9 protein-coding genes are annotated in these 19,447 nt (G+C 71.9%); 5 read left to right on the plus strand and 4 right to left on the minus strand.

Going from position 1 to position 19,447, the window contains the following annotated elements; genetic code table 11:
• Positions 1–13 precede the first annotated feature (13 nt).
• The 4 genes from KCH48_RS15105 to KCH48_RS15120 are packed head-to-tail and all read left to right on the plus strand — an operon-like array spanning position 14 to position 4,903.
• The gene (locus KCH48_RS15105; protein WP_210574411.1) at positions 14–973 is read left to right on the plus strand and encodes an ABC transporter permease; all 960 of its coding nucleotides are present in this window, start codon (positions 14–16) and stop codon (positions 971–973) included.
• Positions 973–2,943, plus strand: a complete 1,971-nt coding sequence (locus KCH48_RS15110; RefSeq protein WP_210574413.1) for a dipeptide/oligopeptide/nickel ABC transporter permease/ATP-binding protein — start codon at positions 973–975, stop codon at positions 2,941–2,943. Before KCH48_RS15105 ends, KCH48_RS15110 begins: the two co-directional genes overlap by 1 nt.
• Positions 2,940–3,971: an ABC transporter ATP-binding protein gene (locus tag KCH48_RS15115; protein WP_210574415.1), complete on the plus strand. Its 1,032-nt coding sequence runs from the start codon at positions 2,940–2,942 to the stop codon at positions 3,969–3,971. The genes KCH48_RS15110 and KCH48_RS15115 overlap by 4 nt, the downstream gene beginning before the upstream one ends.
• Positions 3,968–4,903, plus strand: coding sequence for a dihydrodipicolinate synthase family protein (locus tag KCH48_RS15120; RefSeq protein WP_210574417.1), 936 nt, complete (start codon positions 3,968–3,970; stop codon positions 4,901–4,903). The genes KCH48_RS15115 and KCH48_RS15120 overlap by 4 nt, the downstream gene beginning before the upstream one ends.
• A gap of 93 nt (positions 4,904–4,996) precedes the next feature.
• Here KCH48_RS15120 and KCH48_RS15125 read toward each other — a convergent pair whose 3' ends face one another.
• The 4 genes from KCH48_RS15125 to KCH48_RS15140 all read right to left on the minus strand — a co-directional run bounded on the left by KCH48_RS15125 (position 4,997) and on the right by KCH48_RS15140 (position 18,279).
• The gene (locus KCH48_RS15125) at positions 4,997–5,944 is read right to left on the minus strand and encodes a hypothetical protein (RefSeq protein ID WP_210574419.1); all 948 of its coding nucleotides are present in this window, start codon (positions 5,942–5,944) and stop codon (positions 4,997–4,999) included.
• A 70-nt stretch (positions 5,945–6,014) separates the two neighbouring features.
• Complete coding sequence (locus KCH48_RS15130) at positions 6,015–6,851, minus strand: RICIN domain-containing protein (protein WP_210574421.1); 837 nt, start codon at positions 6,849–6,851, stop codon at positions 6,015–6,017.
• A 53-nt stretch (positions 6,852–6,904) separates the two neighbouring features.
• Positions 6,905–9,514 carry a right-handed parallel beta-helix repeat-containing protein gene (locus KCH48_RS15135; RefSeq protein WP_210574422.1) on the minus strand — a complete coding sequence of 870 codons (2,610 nt, stop codon included), beginning with the start codon at positions 9,512–9,514 and terminating at the stop codon, positions 6,905–6,907.
• Positions 9,511–18,279 (minus strand): hypothetical protein, encoded by an 8,769-nt coding sequence (locus tag KCH48_RS15140; protein ID WP_210574429.1) that lies wholly within the window; start codon positions 18,277–18,279, stop codon positions 9,511–9,513. The genes KCH48_RS15135 and KCH48_RS15140 overlap by 4 nt, the downstream gene beginning before the upstream one ends.
• A gap of 210 nt (positions 18,280–18,489) precedes the next feature.
• Here KCH48_RS15140 and KCH48_RS15145 point away from each other — a divergent pair, with 210 nt between their 5' ends.
• Positions 18,490–19,431, plus strand: a complete 942-nt coding sequence (locus KCH48_RS15145) for a serine/arginine repetitive matrix protein 2 (RefSeq protein ID WP_210574431.1) — start codon at positions 18,490–18,492, stop codon at positions 19,429–19,431.
• Positions 19,432–19,447: the final 16 nt, after the last annotated feature.

The following is a 19,447-nucleotide window of genomic DNA, read 5'->3' on the forward strand; positions in this document are numbered from 1 at the left end:
CGGGAGTTGGTCCGTGGTCGCCATCGCCAGGATCCTGGCCCGCCGTGTCGCCCTGCTCGTGCCGCTGATGCTCGGCATCGTGCTGTTCGTGTTCCTGGTGATGCGGTTCTCGGACGTCGACCCGGCGTCCGCCTTCTTCCAGGGCGCCAATCCGACGCCCGAGCAACTGCACGCGTTCCGTGAGGAGAACGGTCTGCTCGACCCGCTGCCGGTGCGCTACGTCGACTTCGTGGGCGCGCTGCTCCATGGCGACATGGGCATCAGCGCACTGACCCGGGCGCCGGTGATCGACCAAGTCACGACCGCGCTGCCGCTCACGCTCCAGCTCACCTTCCTGGGCCTGGGCATCGCGGTGGTGCTGTCGCTGATCGGCGGCGTGACCGCGGCGATCTACCGGGACCGGCTGCCGGACCAGATCATCCGGGTCGTGTCGCTGACCGGCGTCGCGGCGCCCGGCTTCTGGCTGGCGCTGCTGATGATCCAGTACCTGGCGGTCGACCTGGGCTGGTTCCCGACCGGCGGCTACATCAACCCGGCGGACTCCTTCACGGGCTGGCTGAAGACGATGACGCTCCCGGCGCTCGCGCTGTCCCTGCCGGTGGCGGCCCAACTCACGCGCATCGTCCGGACGTCCGTGGTCGAGGAGCTGGACAAGGACTACGTCCGCACCGCGATCGGCAGCGGACTGCCGCCGCGCGTCGTGGTCGGCCGGAACGTCCTGCGCAACGCGCTGATCAATCCGCTCACCGTGCTGGGCCTGCGCGTCGGCTATCTGCTCGGCGGCGCGGTGGTCATCGAGACGATCTTCTCGCTGCCCGGCATGGGCAAGCTGATGATCGACGCGGTGAAGAACGGCGACCCGGCCGTCGTCCAGGGCGTCGTCCTGACGACCGCGACCGGCTTCGTCGTCATCAACCTCGTGATCGACATCCTCTACCTGCTGGTCAACCCGCGACTGAGGGAAGCCTCCTGATGTTCACGCGCAAGGGGCTCACGGACGCCCTCGCCCGGCCCGGCATCCGGCTGCGCGGCTGGCGCCGGCTGCCGCTGCTGTCGAAGATCTCCGTCTGCTTCCTGGCCGTCGTGGTCCTGGTGGCGCTGTTCGCGCCGCTGCTCGCGCCGGACGACCCGCTCGACCAGCAGCCGCCCGTCGACGGCACCGGACATCCGTCCGCCGGGCACTGGATGGGCCAGGACAGCCTCGGCCGGGACATCATGAGCCGGCTGATGTACGGCGCCCGCTGGTCCCTCGCCATCGGGCTCGGGGCGACCGGGCTCGCGCTCGTCGTGGGCGCGATCGTCGGCGCGATCGCGGCGACCTCCCGCAAGGCCGTCGACGAGACGCTGATGCGCTGCCTGGACGTGGTGATGGCGTTCCCGGGGATCGCGCTGGCCGCCGTACTGGTCGCCGTGTTCGGCGGCGGGATCACGGTCCTGATCTGCGCGATCGCGTTCCTGTTCACGCCGCCGGTGGCACGGGTCGTACGGGCCAATGTGCTCGATCAGTACGGGGAGGACTATGTGACGGCCGAGCGGGTGATCGGCGCCCGCACCCCGCACATCGTCTGGCGGCACGTGGCCATCAACTGCGCCGCGCCCGTGCTGGTGTTCTGCACCGTGCAGGTCGCCGAGGCGATCGTCTTCGAGGCGTCGCTGTCCTTCATCGGCGCGGGCGTCCGGCCGCCGGACCCGTCCTGGGGCAGTGTCATCGCGGACGGCAAGAACATGGTGCTGACCGGCGGCTGGTGGGCGACCGTCTTCCCCGGGCTGCTGATGCTGGTGACCGTGCTGTCGCTGAACATCCTCTCCGAGGGCGTCTCCGACGCGTGGGCGGCACCGTCGGCGCGGGAGGTCGAGGTCCGCGACGAGGACGACCGGCTGGAGGCGCCGGAGCCGGGCAGCGGGGAGATCGTGCAACTGCCGGGGCTGACGGAGGCGGCGGCGCGGCTGCGGGCGCGGGCCCGGCCACTGCCCGGCGGCGCTCAGCCGGTGCTGGCCGTGGAGAACCTGGCCATCGGCTTCGCGGCCCGGCACCACGGCGTGGACATCGTCGACGGGATCAGCTTCGAGGTGCAGCCCGGTGAAGTGCTGGGCCTGGTGGGCGAGTCGGGCTGCGGGAAGTCGCTGACCGCGCTGACGGTGATGGGCCTGGAGCCGAAGGGGGCCCGCGTGCGCGGCCAAGTCCGCTTCCACCAGCGGGACTTGCTCGCCGAACCGATGCGCGTGCGCCGCAAGCTGCTCGGCCACGAGATGGCGATGATCTACCAGGACGCGCTGTCGTCCCTGAACCCGGCGATGACGATCCGCGCGCAGCTCAAGCAGGTCGTACGACGCGGAGGGCGCCGTAGCCCGCGGGAACTGCTGACGATGGTCGGCCTCGACCCCGACCGCACCCTGCGCAGCTATCCGCACGAACTCTCCGGCGGTCAGCGCCAGCGCGTCCTGATCGCCATGGCGCTGTCCCGCGACCCGAAGCTGATCGTCGCCGACGAACCGACGACCGCGCTCGACGTGACCGTACAGGCGCAGATCATGGAGCTGCTGCTGCGGCTGCGCGAGGAGCTGGGGTTCGCGCTGATCCTCGTCTCGCACGACCTCGCGCTGATCGCCGACATCACCGACCGGGTGGTGGTGATGTACGGCGGGCAGATCGTGGAGACGGGCGTGACCGCCGATCTGGTCGAGGCGCCCGCCCACCACTACACGCGCGGGCTGCTCGGCAGCGTGCTGTCCCTGGAGAGCGGGGCCGAGCGGATGACGCAGGTCAAGGGGGTCGTGCCGTCCCCCGCGGACTTCCCGGCGGGCTGCCGGTTCGCCGACCGGTGTCCGCGGGCGAGCGAGGTCTGCCGTACGACTGCTCCCGTGCTGGCGGGTACCCGCACGCATACGGCGGCCTGCCACCATCCGGCCGTCGACCTGATGGACGTGGAGGTCGCCCAGTGAGCGCGCTCGTCGAGCTGTCCGACGCGCATGTCGTCCACAAGGCCCGCAGCGGCGGCCTGTTCACCCGGGACCGGGTGTACGCCCTGACCGGCGCCGACCTCGCCATCGCGCCCGGCGAGACGGTCGGCGTCGTCGGCGAGTCCGGGTGCGGCAAGTCGACGCTGGCGAAGGTGCTGGTCGGCGTGGAGCGGCCGACGTCCGGCACGGTGTCCTTCCGGGGCCGTGACCTGTGGAGCATGGCGCCCGCCGAACGCCGGGCGACGGTCGGCCGGCACACCGGCATGATCTTCCAGGACCCGTCCACCGCGCTGAACCGGCGCCTGACGGTACGGCAGATCCTGCGGGACCCGCTGGATGTGCACCGGCAGGGCACGGCGAAGGAACGGGACGCGCGGGTACGGGAGTTGATGTCCCTGGTCGGCCTGCCGAAGGCGCTGACCGACGCGCTCCCCGGCCAGCTCTCCGGCGGCCAGCGGCAACGCGTCGCCATCGCCCGGGCCCTCGCGCTCGACCCCGATCTGGTGATCGCGGACGAGCCGACCAGCGCGCTCGACGTGTCGGTGCGCGCGCAGATCCTGAATCTGCTGCTCGACCTGAAGGAGCGGCTTGGGCTGGCGCTGGTCTTCGTCTCGCACGACATCCAGACGGTACGGCGGATGAGCGACCGGGTGATCACGATGTACCTGGGCCGGATCGTGGAGGAGGCACCGGCCGGGCGGGTGACGGAGGGCTCCCGGCACCCGTACACCCGTGCCCTGTTCTCGGCGACCCCTGGACTGCTGCACCCGATCGAACCGATCCCGCTGGTCGGGCCGGTGCCGTCGGCGACCCACCCGCCCAGCGGGTGTCCCTTCCGGACGCGCTGCTGGAAGGCGGACGGGGTGTGCGCCGACACGATGCCCGAATTTTCCGTTGCGTCCGCTCCTGTGCACCGGTTCCGGTGTCACCATCCAGTGGAGGAGGGCCGACCTACCCGCGACCTCGTGGGCCAGGCGGCCGTACCGGAAGAGCACCAGGAGCCGACATGAACCTCCCCACCCCGCTCACCGGAGTGGTCCCGCCCGTCTGCACGCCCCTGACGCCGGACCGCGAGGTGGACGTGGACTCGCTGCTCAGGCTGGTCGACCATCTGATCGACGGCGGGGTGGACGGGCTGTTCGTGCTCGGGTCGTCCTCGGAGGCCGCGTTTCTGACGGACGGGCAGCGCAGGCTGGTCGTGAAGGCGGTGGCGGCGCATCTGGGCGGGCGGCTGCCGCTGCTGGCCGGCGCGATCGACATGACGACACCGCGGGTGCTGGACCATGTGGCGGCGGTGACGGAGGAGGGCGCGGACGCGGTCGTCGTGACGGCGCCCTTCTACACGCGCACCCACCGCGCGGAGATCGCCCGCCACTACCGGCGGATCGCCGCCGCCTCCCCCGTGCCCGTCGTGGCGTACGACCTCCCGATGGCCGTCCACACCAAACTCCCCGCCGACCTGGTCCTGGAACTCGCCGCCGACGGTGTGCTGGCCGGGCTGAAGGACTCCAGCGGCGACCTGGGTGCCTTCCGCGCCGTCGTGACCGGCGCCCGCACCCACCCCGGCCTCACCGGCTTCAGCGTGCTGACCGGCTCCGAGGTGATCGTCGACGCGGCGCTCGCGCTGGGCGCGGACGGGGCGGTGCCTGGGCTCGCCAACGTCGACCCGCACGGATACGTCCGCCTCTACCGGTTCTGCCGCGCGGGTGACTGGGAACGGGCCCGGGCCGAACAGGAGCGGTTGTGCGGGCTGTTCGGCATGGTGGGTGTTGGTGATCCGGCGCGGATGGGTGGTAGTTCGTCGGCGCTCGGGGCGTTCAAGGCGGCGTTGCAGTTGCGTGGGGTCATCGCTTGTGGGGTGACGGCGGAGCCGCAAGTGCCTCTGGCGGAGGACGAGGTGGAGCGGGTGGGGAAGTATCTTGCTGCGGCGGGGTTGCTTTGAGCTTCGCGGTGGGTTGATTTTCGTCTGCGGGCTTGTGGGGGCTGGTCGCGCAGTTCCCCGCGCCCCTATCGGGGCGCTTCGCTCAAGGTCAGCTCACACATTGAACTTGACTGCTTCGAGCCACAAGTCGTTGTTGAGGGTTCCGCCGAAGATCAGGTTCTCGCCGCCGGGTTCGTCGCAGCCCATGCCGTGCCAGCCCTCCTTGTGGACGTTCGAGGTCTGGCAGATGACGCTCGTGCTTCCGCCGACGTTGATGGCGAAACCGAGCATGTCCGGGGCGCTGTTCTTGCTGCTGCCGATGTAGTTGTCGATGCCGTCGACCGCGCCCTTCCATCCTGTGGGGTAGTGCCCCTTGCCGTCGGTCGAGTCGGGGTTGTGGACGAAGGCGGTGGCGGCTGTGCCGTTGGTGCCGGACACGGCGATGTTCAGCGCCTTGATCGGCCTGCCCTGGCCCACCGTGCCGGCGGTGGCGCCGTCGCACACCGCGGCCTGCCAGCCGAGGTTCTCCACGTAGGCCCGGTAGCAGATGTGCCGGCCCGGATTCCGTGTGGCCAGCTGCTGCACGGCGACCGCGGCGGTCCTCACCCGCGGCTTGGCCGCCTCCTTCGTCACGTCGCCCCCGGACCCCGTACCGGCGGCCGGCGCCGAGGCGACCGGTGCCGCGGACGAGGTCTCCGGTGTCACGACGGGCGGAGGGGGCGGGGCCACGGCCTTGGCGGTGGGGGTGGGCTTGGTTCTGGTGGGCGTCGGCGTGGGTGTGGGCGAAGGGGTGCGCGAGGGAGCGGGCGAGGTGGGGACGGTCTCCGCGGTGACCACTTTGTCGCTGTCGTCCGAGGTGAAGACGCCACTGCCGACGAGCGGGATGCCGACGGCGAGGACGGCCGTCAGGGCACCGCCCCAGCCCAGGCTGAGCCAGACCCGACGCCCGGGCACGAGACCACGGGGTGAACGGGCGGGTTTGCGGGCGAAGGTGTCCGAGAAGCCGTTCGGTGACTTCGAGGGCTTGGAGGACTTCGAAGGCTTCGGTGACGGTGTGGGCATCGGGGTTACTCCGGGAATCGTGGACGGTGAGTCGGGCGTCGTCTTCTGGTACGGCCTGCGCCGGACCCGCTCAGGGGACCGTCCACTTCTGGGCCGCGTTGCCCGAGCACCAGGCGATCTGGAGCGGAGCGCCGTCGGTGGTGGCGGCGTTGGCGACGTCGAGGCACTTGTCGGCGGCGACGTTGACGATGTCGTAGCCGGCGCTGTAGCGCCACTGGGTGACCGTGGTCGAGTCGCAGGAGGCCATGACGACCCGGGTGCCGTCGCTGGTGGAGCGGCCGGCCAGGGACAGACAGCGGCCGTCCTTCCGGAGGGTGCCGTTGGCGGCGAACTGCCACTGCTGGTCGGAGCCGCCGTCGCAGCCGTACAACTGGAGGGCACTGCCGACGAGTTGGACGCACTTGCCGACGAACCCGTCGTAGTGGCCGGAGATCTGGCCGACGGGGCGGGAGAAGTCCTGGGCGGGGGTGGTGGATTCGGGGGTGCGCCTGGTCTCGGGGGCGGGCTTCTGCTTGGCGGCGGGTGGCTTGCTGCTCGCGGTGGCCGTGACGGTGGCTACGGTGCCCGGGTGGTTCGGGGCCTGGGCCGGGTCCGGGATCCCGGTCTCCTTCGTGGTCTTCGCCGGGGTCCTGGAGGGGCGCGGGGACTCGGGGGAGGGCGTGGGCGACGGAGCGGGCGGCGCGGCCGGGATGCCGCTCGCCGCGGCCACTTCGGCGCCGTCGTCCGAGGCGAGGCCCCCGCCGCCGGCCAGCGGGATGGCGAGGGCGCAGACGGCGGCCACGGCACCGGCCCAGCCCAGGCTGATCCAGACCCGTCGCCCGGGCACGAGACCGCGGGGCGAGCGGGCGGGTCTGCCGGCGAAGGTCTCCGAGAAGCGCTGCGGGGATTTCGAGGGCTTCGGGGGCATGGGGGTTGCTCCGGGTGGTCGGGATCGGGGGCCGTGGGACGGACAGGGGTCGGTCAGACGGGTGTGGCGGGCTGGGGCAGGTCCTGCTCGTCCAGCAGTACGAGCTGTGCCGCCTCGGGCGCGGTCAGCTCGGCGACCCGCATGGCCTGGCGTTCCGTCATGGTCTGGAAGAGCTGGCGGGCCGTGCGGCCGTTGCCGAACCGGTCGTTGCGCGGGATCAGTTCGACGTGCTCGGCCAGCGCCTTGCGGGCGGCCGTGCTGAGTTCGTACTGATGGCGCTGGGCGTGGTGCTCGACGATGCTGACCAGTTCGGCCGTGGAGTAGTCGGCGAAGACCAGGCTGCGGGTGAAGCGGGAGGACAGGCCGGGGTTGGAGCCGATGAAGCGGTCCATGTCGTCGGGGTATCCGGCGGCGATGACGACGACCTCGTCCCGGTGGTCCTCCATCAGCTTGACCAGGGTGGCGATCGCCTCGCCGCCGAAGTCGTTCGCGGACCCGGCCGGGACCAGGGCGTACGCCTCGTCGATGAAGAGGACGCCGCCCCGGGCACGGTGGAAGGCCTCGGTGGTCTTCGGGCCGGTGTGGCCGACGTACTCGCCGACGAGGGCGCTGCGGTCGACCTCGACCAGGTGGCCGCGGGCGAGCAGGCCGAGGGCCTTGAGGAGGCGGCCGTAGAGGCGGGCGACGGTCGTCTTGCCGGTACCGGGGTTGCCGGCGAAGACCAGGTGGCGGCTGAGCGGCGGGGCGGGCAGGCCCGCCTGCTCGCGCAGCCGCACGGTCTGCATCAGCTTGACCATGCCGCCGACGTCGCGTTTGACGCCGTCCAGGCCGACGAGTTCGTTCAGTTCGGCGAGCAGGTCCTCCAGGGTCTCCGGCTCGGGTTCGGGCTCGCCCTGCTGGGCCAGGCCGGGGGTGCCGGTCGCCGGCCCTGCGGGGGTGGCCGGGGTTCCCGCGGGGGTGCGGGGTGTGGCGGGGGCCGTCGGCAGGTCCGAGAGCGTCGGGAGCAGGGCCGTGCCGACCCGGATCGCGGCGCAGTCCTCGAACTTCGGCTCGGCGCCCTCGGCGAGTTGCGCGTCGTGGCCGCAGTCGAAGACGCGGCAGCCCCGGAATCGCGGGGTGGCGCCGCGGGCCATGTGCAGCGCGGGGAACGCGGTGGCCGACACATCGCAGTGGTCGAAGGTGCCGCCGGACTCCTCGCCGACGAGGATGCCGTTCTTGCCGGTGCCCTCGATCCGTACGCCCCGCACCTCGGCCTGTGCCTTCCGCCCCAGGACCAGGCCGCCGGCCCCCGACCCCGAGACCGATCCGCCCTCCATGACCAGCCGGGCCCCGGTGTCGACGGTCACGCCCGCGCCGCCCACCTCGGCGATCCGGGTACCGCGCAGCACGGCGACCGCGTCGGCCGCCAGCTCGACGCCGCCCCGCCGCTGGCCGGTCACCGAGCAGTCCAGGAGCTGCGACTGACGGCCGGAGCGCACCCGTACGCCCGTCTCGCCGTCCTCCACGCGTACGGCGGCCAGCACCACCTGTGCCTCGTCGTCCACCTGCGCTCCGCACGCCCGCGCCCCGGCCAGCGTGGTCCGGGTGACCTCGGCCTGCGTGCTCCCGGCGGCCACCAGGGCGTGCTCCCCGCTGCCGGACACCCGGCAGCCGGTCACCACCGCGACCGCCCGCTCGTCCAGGTGCAGGGCCGAGCCGCCGGTGCGGGCGAACAGCGAGTCGGTCAGCGTCACCGTCGTACCCCCGGCCGCCAGCAGCCCGTGGCCCGCCGGGTCGAGCACATGGCAGCCGCGTGCCGTCAGCCGGGACGCGTCGCCGGCCTCCAGGCCGTGGCCGCCCGCCCCGGTGATCCGGCAGTCGGTCAGCTCGGCCCGGGCCTCGTGCGAGACCTGGACACCGGAGCGGGCCACGCCCTCGATCCGGCACCCGTCCAGCAGCGCCTCGGCGGTGTCCTGGACGAGGACGCCGTTGCGTCCGGCGCCCACCAGGCGCGCGTCGCGCACCAGCAGCCGTGCACCGCCGCGCACCCGCAGCGCGGATCCGGAGTTCTCCTGGATCCGCAGCCGCTCGGCGAGCAGCACGGCCGTGCCGGACAGTACGGCGCCGATGCCGTCGACCGACTCGATCACCGTGTCCTCGACGCGGGCGCGGGCGTCCCCCGCGAGGTGCAGCGCGGTGTGCTGGGCGCCGCTGAGCCGGGTCCCGCGCAGCACCAGGACTCCGCCGCCCAGCGGGTCCGCCAGCTCGGCGGCGAGATCGCTGTCCAGGTCCAGGGCGGCGTTGGCGACGGCTCCGGAGCCGTCCGGGGAGCCGAGCACCTCGATGCGGCCGTGGCCGAGCCGGCAGTCCTCCAGGCTGAGCCCGGCGGCGTCCTCGACCCGGATCAGCGCCTCTGTGGGGTCGGCGCCGCGCAGCACCAGGCCGGTCAGCAGGCACTCGGGGGCGGTGACGGTGAGGGCGATGCCCGCGGGGGCCCGCAGGACGACCGAGCCGGGGCCGTACTCCGGCTCCAGCGTGACGCGCCGGTCGAGCCGCAGGGTCTCCTCGTACTCGCCGGGCGCGACGGTGACGACCGCGCCGGCGGGCGCGGCGGCGAGCGCCGAGGCGATGGAGCGGTGGGTGCCCCGGCCCTTGGGCGCGACCCTGATGATCCGGTCCGTCATGCGCCGCCCCCGCTGTTTCCACTGTTCCCGATGTCTCCGACGACCGAGTCGCGGATCGCGTTCGTCAGGTACATGTTGGCGAAGATCTTGTCGGCCAGCTTGCCCATGCCCGCCGCCACGAAGATGTCGAAGAAGCCCTGGCGGTGGTACCAGCGGCCGGCGATGTTCTGGGTGATGATCGTCTTGGCGAGGCCGGTGGTGACACCGCCGATCACACCGGACGCCGCACTGGCCGCGCCCACCAGCAGCGCGTCGGTGCCGTAGAGGTGGACGGTGTTGCCGTCCTTGTCCTTCACGCCGAAGATCGCCGCGCTCGCGCTGCCGCCGATGAAGCCGGACAGGGCGCCGCCGACGATGCCGACGCCGAAGTCGTAGGTGCCCGCGCGCCAGCGGGTGACCTTCTCGTTGCCCGCGAACTCGCTCTGCCAGCTGTCGTCGTTGGGGCGCCGGGAGTAGGGCTGCCCCATGTCCATCTGGCCGAGGCCGGTCTTCCAGGGCCCGCCCCGGAACGTGGCGAGGTGCCCGGCCGAGAGGCCGCCCTTGACGCCCACGCTGACGGTCGCGCCGAAGGCCGCCTTGGCGACGTCGGTCCAGCCGAACTCGCTGCCGGTGGCGGCCGCGACGATGCCGTAGACGACCAGGTTCATGCTGAAGTCGAGCAGCCACTCCTGGCCCATCTCGACGGCCAGCATCTGGGCGGCCTTCCCGGCGAACGGGGTGTACACGGACTCGCCGCCGACACTGCGGCCGAAGTCCCAGCGGTTGGGCTCGCGCCACATCCGGCTGAAGCCCCGGTACTCGCCGAACGCGCCGGTGAAGTTGGTCTCACGGCCGATGAGCGTGGTCCGGCCGAAGGTGTCGCTGCTCCAGATGTATCCGGAGATGGCGCGCTGCTCCAGGAGTGTCGTGCCGGTCGGGCCGCCGTAGCGCCGCCACTGCTTGTGCCACTCCTCGCTCTCCAGGAAGGTGCCGTCGCCGAGATCCTCCTTGCGGCGGATGTCGATCCCGTTGTCGAACTCCTTCCACACGTTGGAGTTGAAGTTCCCGCCGACGTCCGGCACGTACTCGCGCACCCGGAACGGCGCGTCGGTGGCCCAGGTGTGGATCGGGCCGGTGGCCGGGCGGGCCGGGATCTCCTGCACGGTCATGGTGTTGACGGTGGCCGGGTTGTTCGGGTCCGGAGTGGCCACCTGGTCCTGCCAGCGGGCGTCCGGCCGCCAGCCGGGGAGCACGTTGCCGTTCGCGTCGATCCAGTTCCGCACCCGGTGCGCGGCGGCGCCGCCGAAGTCCATGACGTTGCCGTAGCGGTCGATCTTGTTCCACTGCCAGGTCTCGGCGCCGGTGTTCGGGTCGCGGTGGACGCGCCAGGCGTCGACGGTGGTGCCGTCCCCGAGCAGCCGGTGCTCGCGGATCAGCCGTCCCCCGTCGAAGTCCTGGAACGACTCCCTGTCCCAGGCCCAGGTCTCCATGCCCCGGTGGTGCTGTGTGTACCGGATGCCGTGGGTGCCGTTCGAGCCCTGCCATTGCAGGGTCTTGGCGCCCGCCGGGCCCGTGGCGGTGATCGTGATGGTGTTGTTGCCGCCGCCGGCCGGGTCGGGCCAGGTGTCCTTGCGGCCGACGACCACGCCGTGCGGGTCGTACTTCGTCCAGTCGCCGGTGCCCGCGTGGACGTTCTGCTGGAAGGCGATGTCCCCGTTGCCCGCCTGGCCGTCCGGGCGGACGGCGGGGGCGGGCCGGTACTCGACCACCGTGCCGTCCTTGAGGCCGGTGCGGGCGACCTCCCACTGCTTGTTCGGGTCGGGCGAGTACCAGTCGCCGTCGGCCCGGTTGGGGGTGAAGCGGTCCTGGAAGAGGATGTCGCCCCGCTGGTAGCCGTGGCCCGGCGGCACGTGGAAGTCGGCGGCCACGTACGTGCGGTGGCCGTCGAGCTTGCCCGCGCCCTCGGACCAGGGCAGGTAGTTGGCCTGCCGGTTGACACCGTTGGGCAGCGGGACGTCGCCGACGGTGAGTTCGTTGCCGCTCGGCGTCTTGCCGGTCACCCGGACGACCTGTCCGTTCCTCGCGATGTCCGTCGTGACACCGCTCATGCTGACGAACCGCACACCGCGCTCCGGCAGTCCGCCGGCCGCGGGGGTGAGCTTCCACTCGTGGACCTGGTACCTGCCGTCGAAGCGCAGCCAGCTCGCGTCGGCCAGGCTGGTGGCCCGGTAGTCCCCGCTCATCGCCCAGCGGGCGAAGAACGGCGGGCGCTGCTCGGCGATCCGGTACGACTCCAGGAAGTCGCCGTTGCTCAGCGTCTTGCCGCGGTCGATCTCCTTGCCGTGCGGCGAGTGGGACATCCAGTCCCGCTTGGGGATGCCGTCCGCGCCCATCTCCACCTGGAAGTAGCGGCGTACGTCGTGCGGGCTCGGGGTGAAGCGGCCGAACTTCTCGTGGACCACGGTGTCCGCGCCGGTCTTCGGGTGGGCCATGGTGTCCGTCCAGCCCCGGCCCGGACCCCACTTCCTGGCCCCCTCCGCCAGGTGGTTGTAGTCCGCGTCGAAGCGGTGCCAGGTGCCGTGGCCCGCGCTCTGCGTCCAGACCGAACGGTCCAGGCTCGCCAGCACATGGCCGCCGTCCGGGTTCTGCTGGAAATGGCGGACGCGGGTGTCGACGCCCCGGACCGTGGTGACGTCGAAGTAGCTGCGGCCGCTCTCGCCCCAGTGCCGGGTGCCGTAGCGGACCGCCGCGCCGGCCCCGTCGAACTCGGTCCACACACCGCGCTGGTTGAAGCGGCCGAACGCGCCGACCCCGGCGGCGGAGTGGAAGGCGTCGATGGAGCCGCCGTTGCCGAACGGCAGCGGGCGGCGCTCGAACACCTCGGTGCCGGAGTGGCCGAGCAGCCGGACCCGGCCGTGGTCGATGCCCTTGAGGTCGACCGTCCCGCCGTCGTACCAGGGCCGGTTCCCGGCCGGTGGCACCGGGTTGCCGGCCGCGTCCAGGTGGATCCGCTGCCAGGTCGGCTTGGCGCCGGCCGGGGCCGTGTTCGGGTTCGGGTAGGTCACCTCGATGTGCTGGTCGGGCTTGATCCGGCCCTGGTGGATGACGTTGATCCGCTGGAAGTCGAGTCGGCCGTCGGCGTCGTACCGCTTGAACTCGCCCTGGTGCGGGGCGCCGACGCCGTCGACCCGGTACTGGCCGTTCGGCTCGCGGGTGACGTTGCCGGGTGTCGGGGTCAGGTGGGCGTCCAGGACGCGGAGCTGGTTCAGGTCGGTGCGCAGGAAGCGGGTGCCGATGCCGTCGCCGAGCCGGACGGTGTCGTACAGGTGCGTGCCGTTCCCGTCGTCGACGCGGAAGACGCCGCCCTGGCCGGTGTCGGTCACCGAGTGGTCCAGCCTGCCGTTGTTGCCGTAGAGCCGGAAGCCGCCGTCCGCCTGCTCCACCCGGTGTCCACCGCCGGGCCGCGCGGTGACCTTGATGTTCGGTATCTCGACCAGGTTGTTGTCCACCAGCTCCAGGGCCCCGCCGGGGTGGACGCGGACGTTCTGGCCGACCGGCGCACCGGCCGCGTCCTGGAGCCGGACGGTGTCGATGTCGACGCGGCCGTCCGCCGCCCCGTGGACGCGGAGGGCGGTCGGCTGTTCGACGAGGAAACTGCCGTCGGCGCGGACGGTGACATGGGAGTTCGGGATGACGGAGCCGTCGCCCTGCTTGAGTACGGCCGGTCCGTTGACCGGCGTGTGGACGAACTCGCCGTTCGCGTGCGGGGCGGTGCCGCCGGACAGCTCCCGGACATCAGCGGTGTGGTTGCCCCTGACGTCCACGGCGACATGGTCGTTGCCGCGGAGGACGCGGAAGCCGTTGCCGTCGCCCGGCTGGGGGACGGCGGTGGCGGTCGGGTGACCGTTCAGACGGACCGTGCCCGCGGGGTCGATGCGTAGCACTCCGCCGTTCAACGCGCCGCCGTTGAGGGGGAGTTCGTCGTGCATGTGTGTGTAGTTGGCGTTGTAGAAGGCCGTACGGTTGTTGGCGGCCGGTACGCGGTACTCGCCGCCGACGTGAGTGATGCCGCCCGGCTGGGGTGCCCCGGCCACGTCCGTGCGGATGATGCCGCCGGGCTGGCCCGCGACGGGCGTGTGGACGAACTCGCCGTTCGCAGCGCCGCCGTTCAGGGGGCGGGCGGTATGCGTCTGAACGCCGAGGTCGTTGACCACGAGGTGCGGCTGACCGGCACCGCTCTCGATGCGGAAACCGGTCGGCTGCTGTGGCTCCACCCGGGCACCCGGCACCGGATTGCCGCCCGCGTCGAGCAGATCGTGAGTCGCACGGGTCCCCTCCGGGAAACGGACCACGTTGCCGCCCGGCACCGGCAGAACCCGATGCACATAACCACCGTCAGCCCCGTACACCCGCAGCCAGTTGCCGCTCGCCTCCCCCACATGGAAACCGGCGTTGCCCGGCAGGACCGTGACGTTGACGCCGGGCTGACCGGTCACACCGACCCTGCCGTTGCGGTCGATCCGCAGTGCCCCGCCGTTCAACGTGCCGCCGGTCAGCGAGAGTTCGTCGTACGCGTGCGTGAAGTTGGCGTCGTAGACGACCGTGCGGTTGCCCGGCCCGGGGACGCGGTACTCGCCGCCGACGTGGGTGATGCCGCCCGGCTGGGGTGCCCCTGCCGCGTCGGTACGGATGATCCCGCCGGGCTGGCCCGCGACGGGCGTGTGGACGAACTCGCCGTTCGCAGCGCCGCCGTTCAGGGGGCGGGCCGTGTGCGTCTGAACACCCAGGTCGTTGACCACGAGGTGCGGCTGACCGCCACCGCTCTCGATCCGGAAACCGGTCGGCTGCTGTATCTCCACCCGGGCACCCGGCACCGGAGTGCCGCCGGCGTCGAGCAGATCGTGAGTCGCACGGGTCCCCTCCGGGAAACGGACCACGTTGCCGCCCGGCACCGGCAGAACCCGATGCACATAACCACCGTCAGCCCCGTACACCCGCAGCCAGTTGCCGCTCGCCTCACCCACATGGAAACCGGCGTTGCCTGGCAGAACCGTGACGTTCACGCCGGGACGACCGACCACGCCGACCGTGCCGTTGGCATCGATCCGCAGCACCCCGCCGTTCAACGCGCCACCGCTCAACGGGAGTTCGTCATACGCGTGCGTGAAGTTGGCGTCGTAGACGACCGTACGGTTGCCCGGCCCCGGGACGCGGAACTCGCCGCCGACCTGCGTGATGCCGCCCGGCTGGACTGCTCCCGCCGCGTCGAGGTGCCGTATCGCGCCTGTGCCGCCCGGCAGTACGTCGATGCCGACCGTCGTACCGCCGAAGTGGCCGCCCCGCAGGGTGATCTGGTGCTCGGCGCCGACCAGACGGGTGCCGTGGGCGTCGACGTCGAAGTCCCAGTGGCGGGTCTCGCCGCCGTTGACGTGCTCGACACGGACGACGTTGCCCTGGCCGGTCTGTTCCGCGCGCAGTCCCTGGACGCCGTTCGGGTTGACGATGTTCGGCCGGGAGCCGGGCGTGATGTCGACGCGGACGCCGTTCAGGCCGGGCACGTTGACGGCGTGGGCGGGTGCGGTGTTGGTTTCGGAGGGTCCGGCCGTGGTGATGTGCGGCGGCGGGGCCTGACTCGGGAGGGTCTGGAGCTCGATGCCCCGGACGACCTGGGTGCCGATCTGCTGGTGGTTCAGGGCGGCGCTCAGGTGGTAGTCGGTCCGGCGGACCGAGCCGTCGCCGAGGTCCTGCTCCACCCGCAGGAACTGGTTGCCTCCGCCCTGCGGTGTCTCGTACGTCGCCCGGACTCCCGGCGTGGCGGGGACGACCCGCGGTCCGGTGGCCGTCGGGGTGACTTCGACCCGTACGTGGGGCAGCCCGGGGATGTTGGTGAAGGTGTGCTGGAGGTCCAGCACCTGGTCGTTCTGCATGAAGACCCGGATGGTGCGGTGCTGGTCACGGAACGCGGCCAGGTCGACGCGGCCGAGCTGGGGCAGGTCGGCGAGGAGGCTGTCGTTGCCGGGCAGGCCCAGGCCGCCGTTCTTGGCCGGTCCCCCGGTGCCGGCTGGCGGTACGTGCGAGGCCGGGGTGCCGTCGAGCCCGCCCGTGGGGGTGTGCTGGACTCCGCCCGGTGCCGGGGGCGCGGTCAGCGCGTTCGCCGGCGCCGGGTTCACCGCGGGCGTACCGCTGACGGGCACGTCCACCCGACCGAGAGCGGATGCGGGCGGTGCGTCGACGTGGGCGGCCCCGGCCGGGACGTCCGACGCGACCCCTGTCGGTCCGCCCGCGTTGCCGGTGACGGGGAGGTCGACGCGTCCCACGGACGGCACGTTCACGCTCCCGGCGGCCGGAACGTCGAAGCGCCCCACGGACGGCACGTTCACACTTCCCGCGCCCGGGACATCCACCCGCCCCACCGTCGGCACGTTCACCCCACCCGTGGCCGGCACATCCACCCGACCCACCGGCGCCACACCCACACCACCCGCGGCCGGCACATCCACCCGCCCCACGGCCGACAGATTCACCCCACCCGCCGCCGGCACATCCACCCGACCCACGGCCGACAGATTCACCCCACCCGCCGCCGGCACATCCACCCGACCCACGGCCGACAGGTTCACGTTCACGCTCGTGACCGACGGGACGTCCACGCGGCCGACGGACGGTGCGTTCATGGTGCCGACCGACGGGACGTCGACCCGGCCCAGGGTCGAGCCGACGCCGTTGACCGAGGGGATGTCGGTGATCCGGGCGGCCATCCCCGGGGCGTCCAGCCGCGCCGTCGTGGGGCCGTTCGCCAGCGCCCCGGGGCTCGGCACGTTGACCTGGTGCGCGCCCACCGCGGCGACGTCCGGCGCGGCCCCCATGTTCACCGTGGGCACGTTGACCTGCCCGAGGCCCATCGTGGGCACGTTGACCTGGGCGACGGCCGGGACGTCGACCTGGCCGACGGACGGTGTCTGCACGGAACCGACGCCGTGCGCCGAGGGGATGTCGGTGACCCGCGCGTCCACCGAGGGCATGTCCACCCGCACCGCGGTCGGACCGGACGCCACCGAACTGAGACTCGGTACGTCGATCCGGGCGGCGCCGACCGCCGCGATGTCCCCCACCGCGATGTCGGCGCCCCGGAAGGCGCCCGTGCCGACCGCTCCGACCTGGCTGATCTGGCCCAGCTGCGGCATGTTCATGTTGCCGAGCCCGCTCAGCTGGGGCACGTTGACGCCGCCGAGCCCGGCCAGTGGGGGCATGTGCGCACCGCTGAGTCCGGAAACGGCCGGCAGGTCGGTGATGCGGGCGCCGATGGCGGGGACGGGCGCGTTGAAGGACCCGCCGAGCCCGCTCAGTCCGCCGGTGAGGTTGACGTTGCCGATCGAGGGCGACAGGTCCAGCGGCGGCAGCTTCGTCAGCCCCGAGCCGAGTCCGCCGGCCGGGGTGGGAGTGAAGCCGGTCAGGTTGACGTGCGACAGTCCGCCCAGGTCGGCCCCGGGCCGCAGCAGCGTGAGCCCCGACGCCGCGGCGCCGCTGATCTTGCTGGACGCGCCGAGGAACTGGCCCCCGGCGAAGGCCCCGTACCGGTACATGCCGAAGACACCGCGGTCGATGACGCCGATCCTGAGCGCGAAGAGCAGGCCGTTGCCCATCTCGTCCGCGGCGACCGGCAGGAAGAACCGCAGCCCGTTGAGCCCGCGCACGCCGTTCAGCATCGTGTGGCCCAGCGAACTGCCCAGCCTCCCGATGCCACCCAGGCCGCTGATCACGCTGCGCACCGCGAAGAAGCTCTTCGCGCCCAGCAGGTTGATGACGGTCAGTTCGGTGGCCGCCGGGAGGACGCTGAAGCCCTTGCCGAGGCCGACCCCGCCCAGGGTGAAGCCCTTGAGTCCCGGCATGAAGGCCAGACCGGGCGTGAACTTCATCCCGTTGATGCCGCGCAGACCGTTCAGCCAGACTCCGGTGGCCCGGAAGGTGTCGTCGATGCCGAGGGTCAGCCGGCCGAGCAGCCCGAACGCGTTGGGCCCGCCCAGGAACAGGGTCTTGCCGCCCTGGAAGGCGGAGACACCGGCCCCCTTCAGCCCCTTGAACACCGCGCCGACGTTGATGCCCTTGGTGGTGGGCGCGATGACGCCCAGGATGGAGAGCACCAGTTCGGTGACGCTCGCCTTGCCCTGGGAGAAGTCCACCGCCGTCTTGATCAGCAGCGCCACGTTGAGCCCGATGGCGAACAGGGCCAGCGGACCGCCGACGATGATCGCGGGGATGATGAGGATCAGCGCCAGCCAGCCCAGCGCCTTCCAGAACTCCTCGCACTCGTCGATCGGCGAGGCGATGCTCTCCGCCGCCGTGGTCAGCGCGGTCGCCGCCGTCTCGGCGGCGTCCGACAGGATGCTCCCCGCGTCCTCGGCGGTTGACTTGTGGCCCTCGCGTCCCTCGTCGTCGTCCTCGGCCAGCCCGGCCGCCGCGGTCAGGGCGGCGTCGGCCCGCTCCTGCTGGGCGCGCATCACACCGACGTAGGTCCGCAGCGCGGCCTGGGCGTCCTGGTGGGCCTGCCGGAACGTGGAGACGTAGTTGCGCAGATCGCCGTCGATCACCTTGCGCAGCGCGTCCGCCGTCTCGCCGACGAAGGCCCCGTCCGTGGTGTTCTTGATCTCCGTCAGTCCGGTGTCGATGGTGTCCGCCAGAGTGACCAGTTCGCCCTGCGAGGTGATGATCTCGTCGATCCGGGCGGCATCGCCCGGGGTGGGGTCACTGCCGAGGCCGAGCGCGCTCCAGTCGGCGGGACGAGCCATCGGGGGCGCCTCCTTCTGCTTGCGGGACGTGCGTCGGGACGCACCCGGACGTGACGTGGGACGTACGTACGGGCCGTCGTCTGTCCCGTCCACGCACCGGGACCCCGAGATGGTTCAACGCACGGGAAAACAGTGTCTGTTGAACCTTTCCGGGGTCCTGGTGCGTGGAGGGGGCGGAAGAGGCGGACGGGACACCAGGAGGTACGACGCGTGGCGGACTTCTCCGTCGACTACTCGGCCCTGCACACGGTCCAGAAGAAGATGCACGACCTGGCCGACCAGGCCGACTCGGGCGGCGCGACCGGGGCGTTCAAGGAGGTGGGCGAGGACACCTCCAGCGAGCGCAGGGCGGTCTTCGGCGACTCCGGTCTCTCCTCCGCGTTCAACCTCTTCTACCGCCGCTCCAGCTCCCGTACGAAGCAGGCCAAGGACGGGCTCGGCCAACTGGCCGACGTTTTCAGCTCCGTCGCCAACACCTTCTTCGACGCCGACGCCCAGCTCTCCAGCGCGGCGGGGCTGATGGGCTCCAGCATCGGCCTCGACGAATGGAAGAACGACACGGCGGCGTACGAGGCCTGGCAGGAGGACAAGACCGCCTGGGACGCCTACCTCGACAAGATCGGCGCCGGCGAGTACTTCGACCAGCACCCGGACGCCGACATCGGTGAGGTCTGCCGGGCGGACGGCGCCCCTTCCTGGTGCGAGACCTGGCAGAACGACGAGGATGCCCCCGATCCGCCGGGCCCCGCTCCGGAGAAGCCCTCCGCCGACCCGCCGACCGAGTACACCTACGAGGACGAGCACGGGACGGTCGAGGTCAAGGTCGAGCTGAACGACCAGCACGACGTCATGAAGGAGACGTCGACGATCACCACCCCCGACGGCCAGTCCTACACGTCGGTCACCACGTACGACTCCGCCCCGAAGATCATCGATCCGGAGGGCAACGGCACCAAGGACGCCTTCGACGCCCGCGACTACACCATGGTCACCACCTACGCGGACGGTTCGAAGACCACCAGCGTCTTCGCGATCAGCGACGACGGCTCGGGAACCATGACGAGCACCGATCAGGACGGCAAGGTCACCGTCTCCACCCGCTCCGGCCCGGACGCGGAATGGGTGACCCCCGAAGACGACGAAGAAGAGTAGAGACCGGGAAAGGACC

Source organism: Streptomyces sp. GESEQ-4, from assembly GCF_017948455.1.
Classification (GTDB): Bacteria; Actinomycetota; Actinomycetes; order Streptomycetales; family Streptomycetaceae; genus Streptomyces.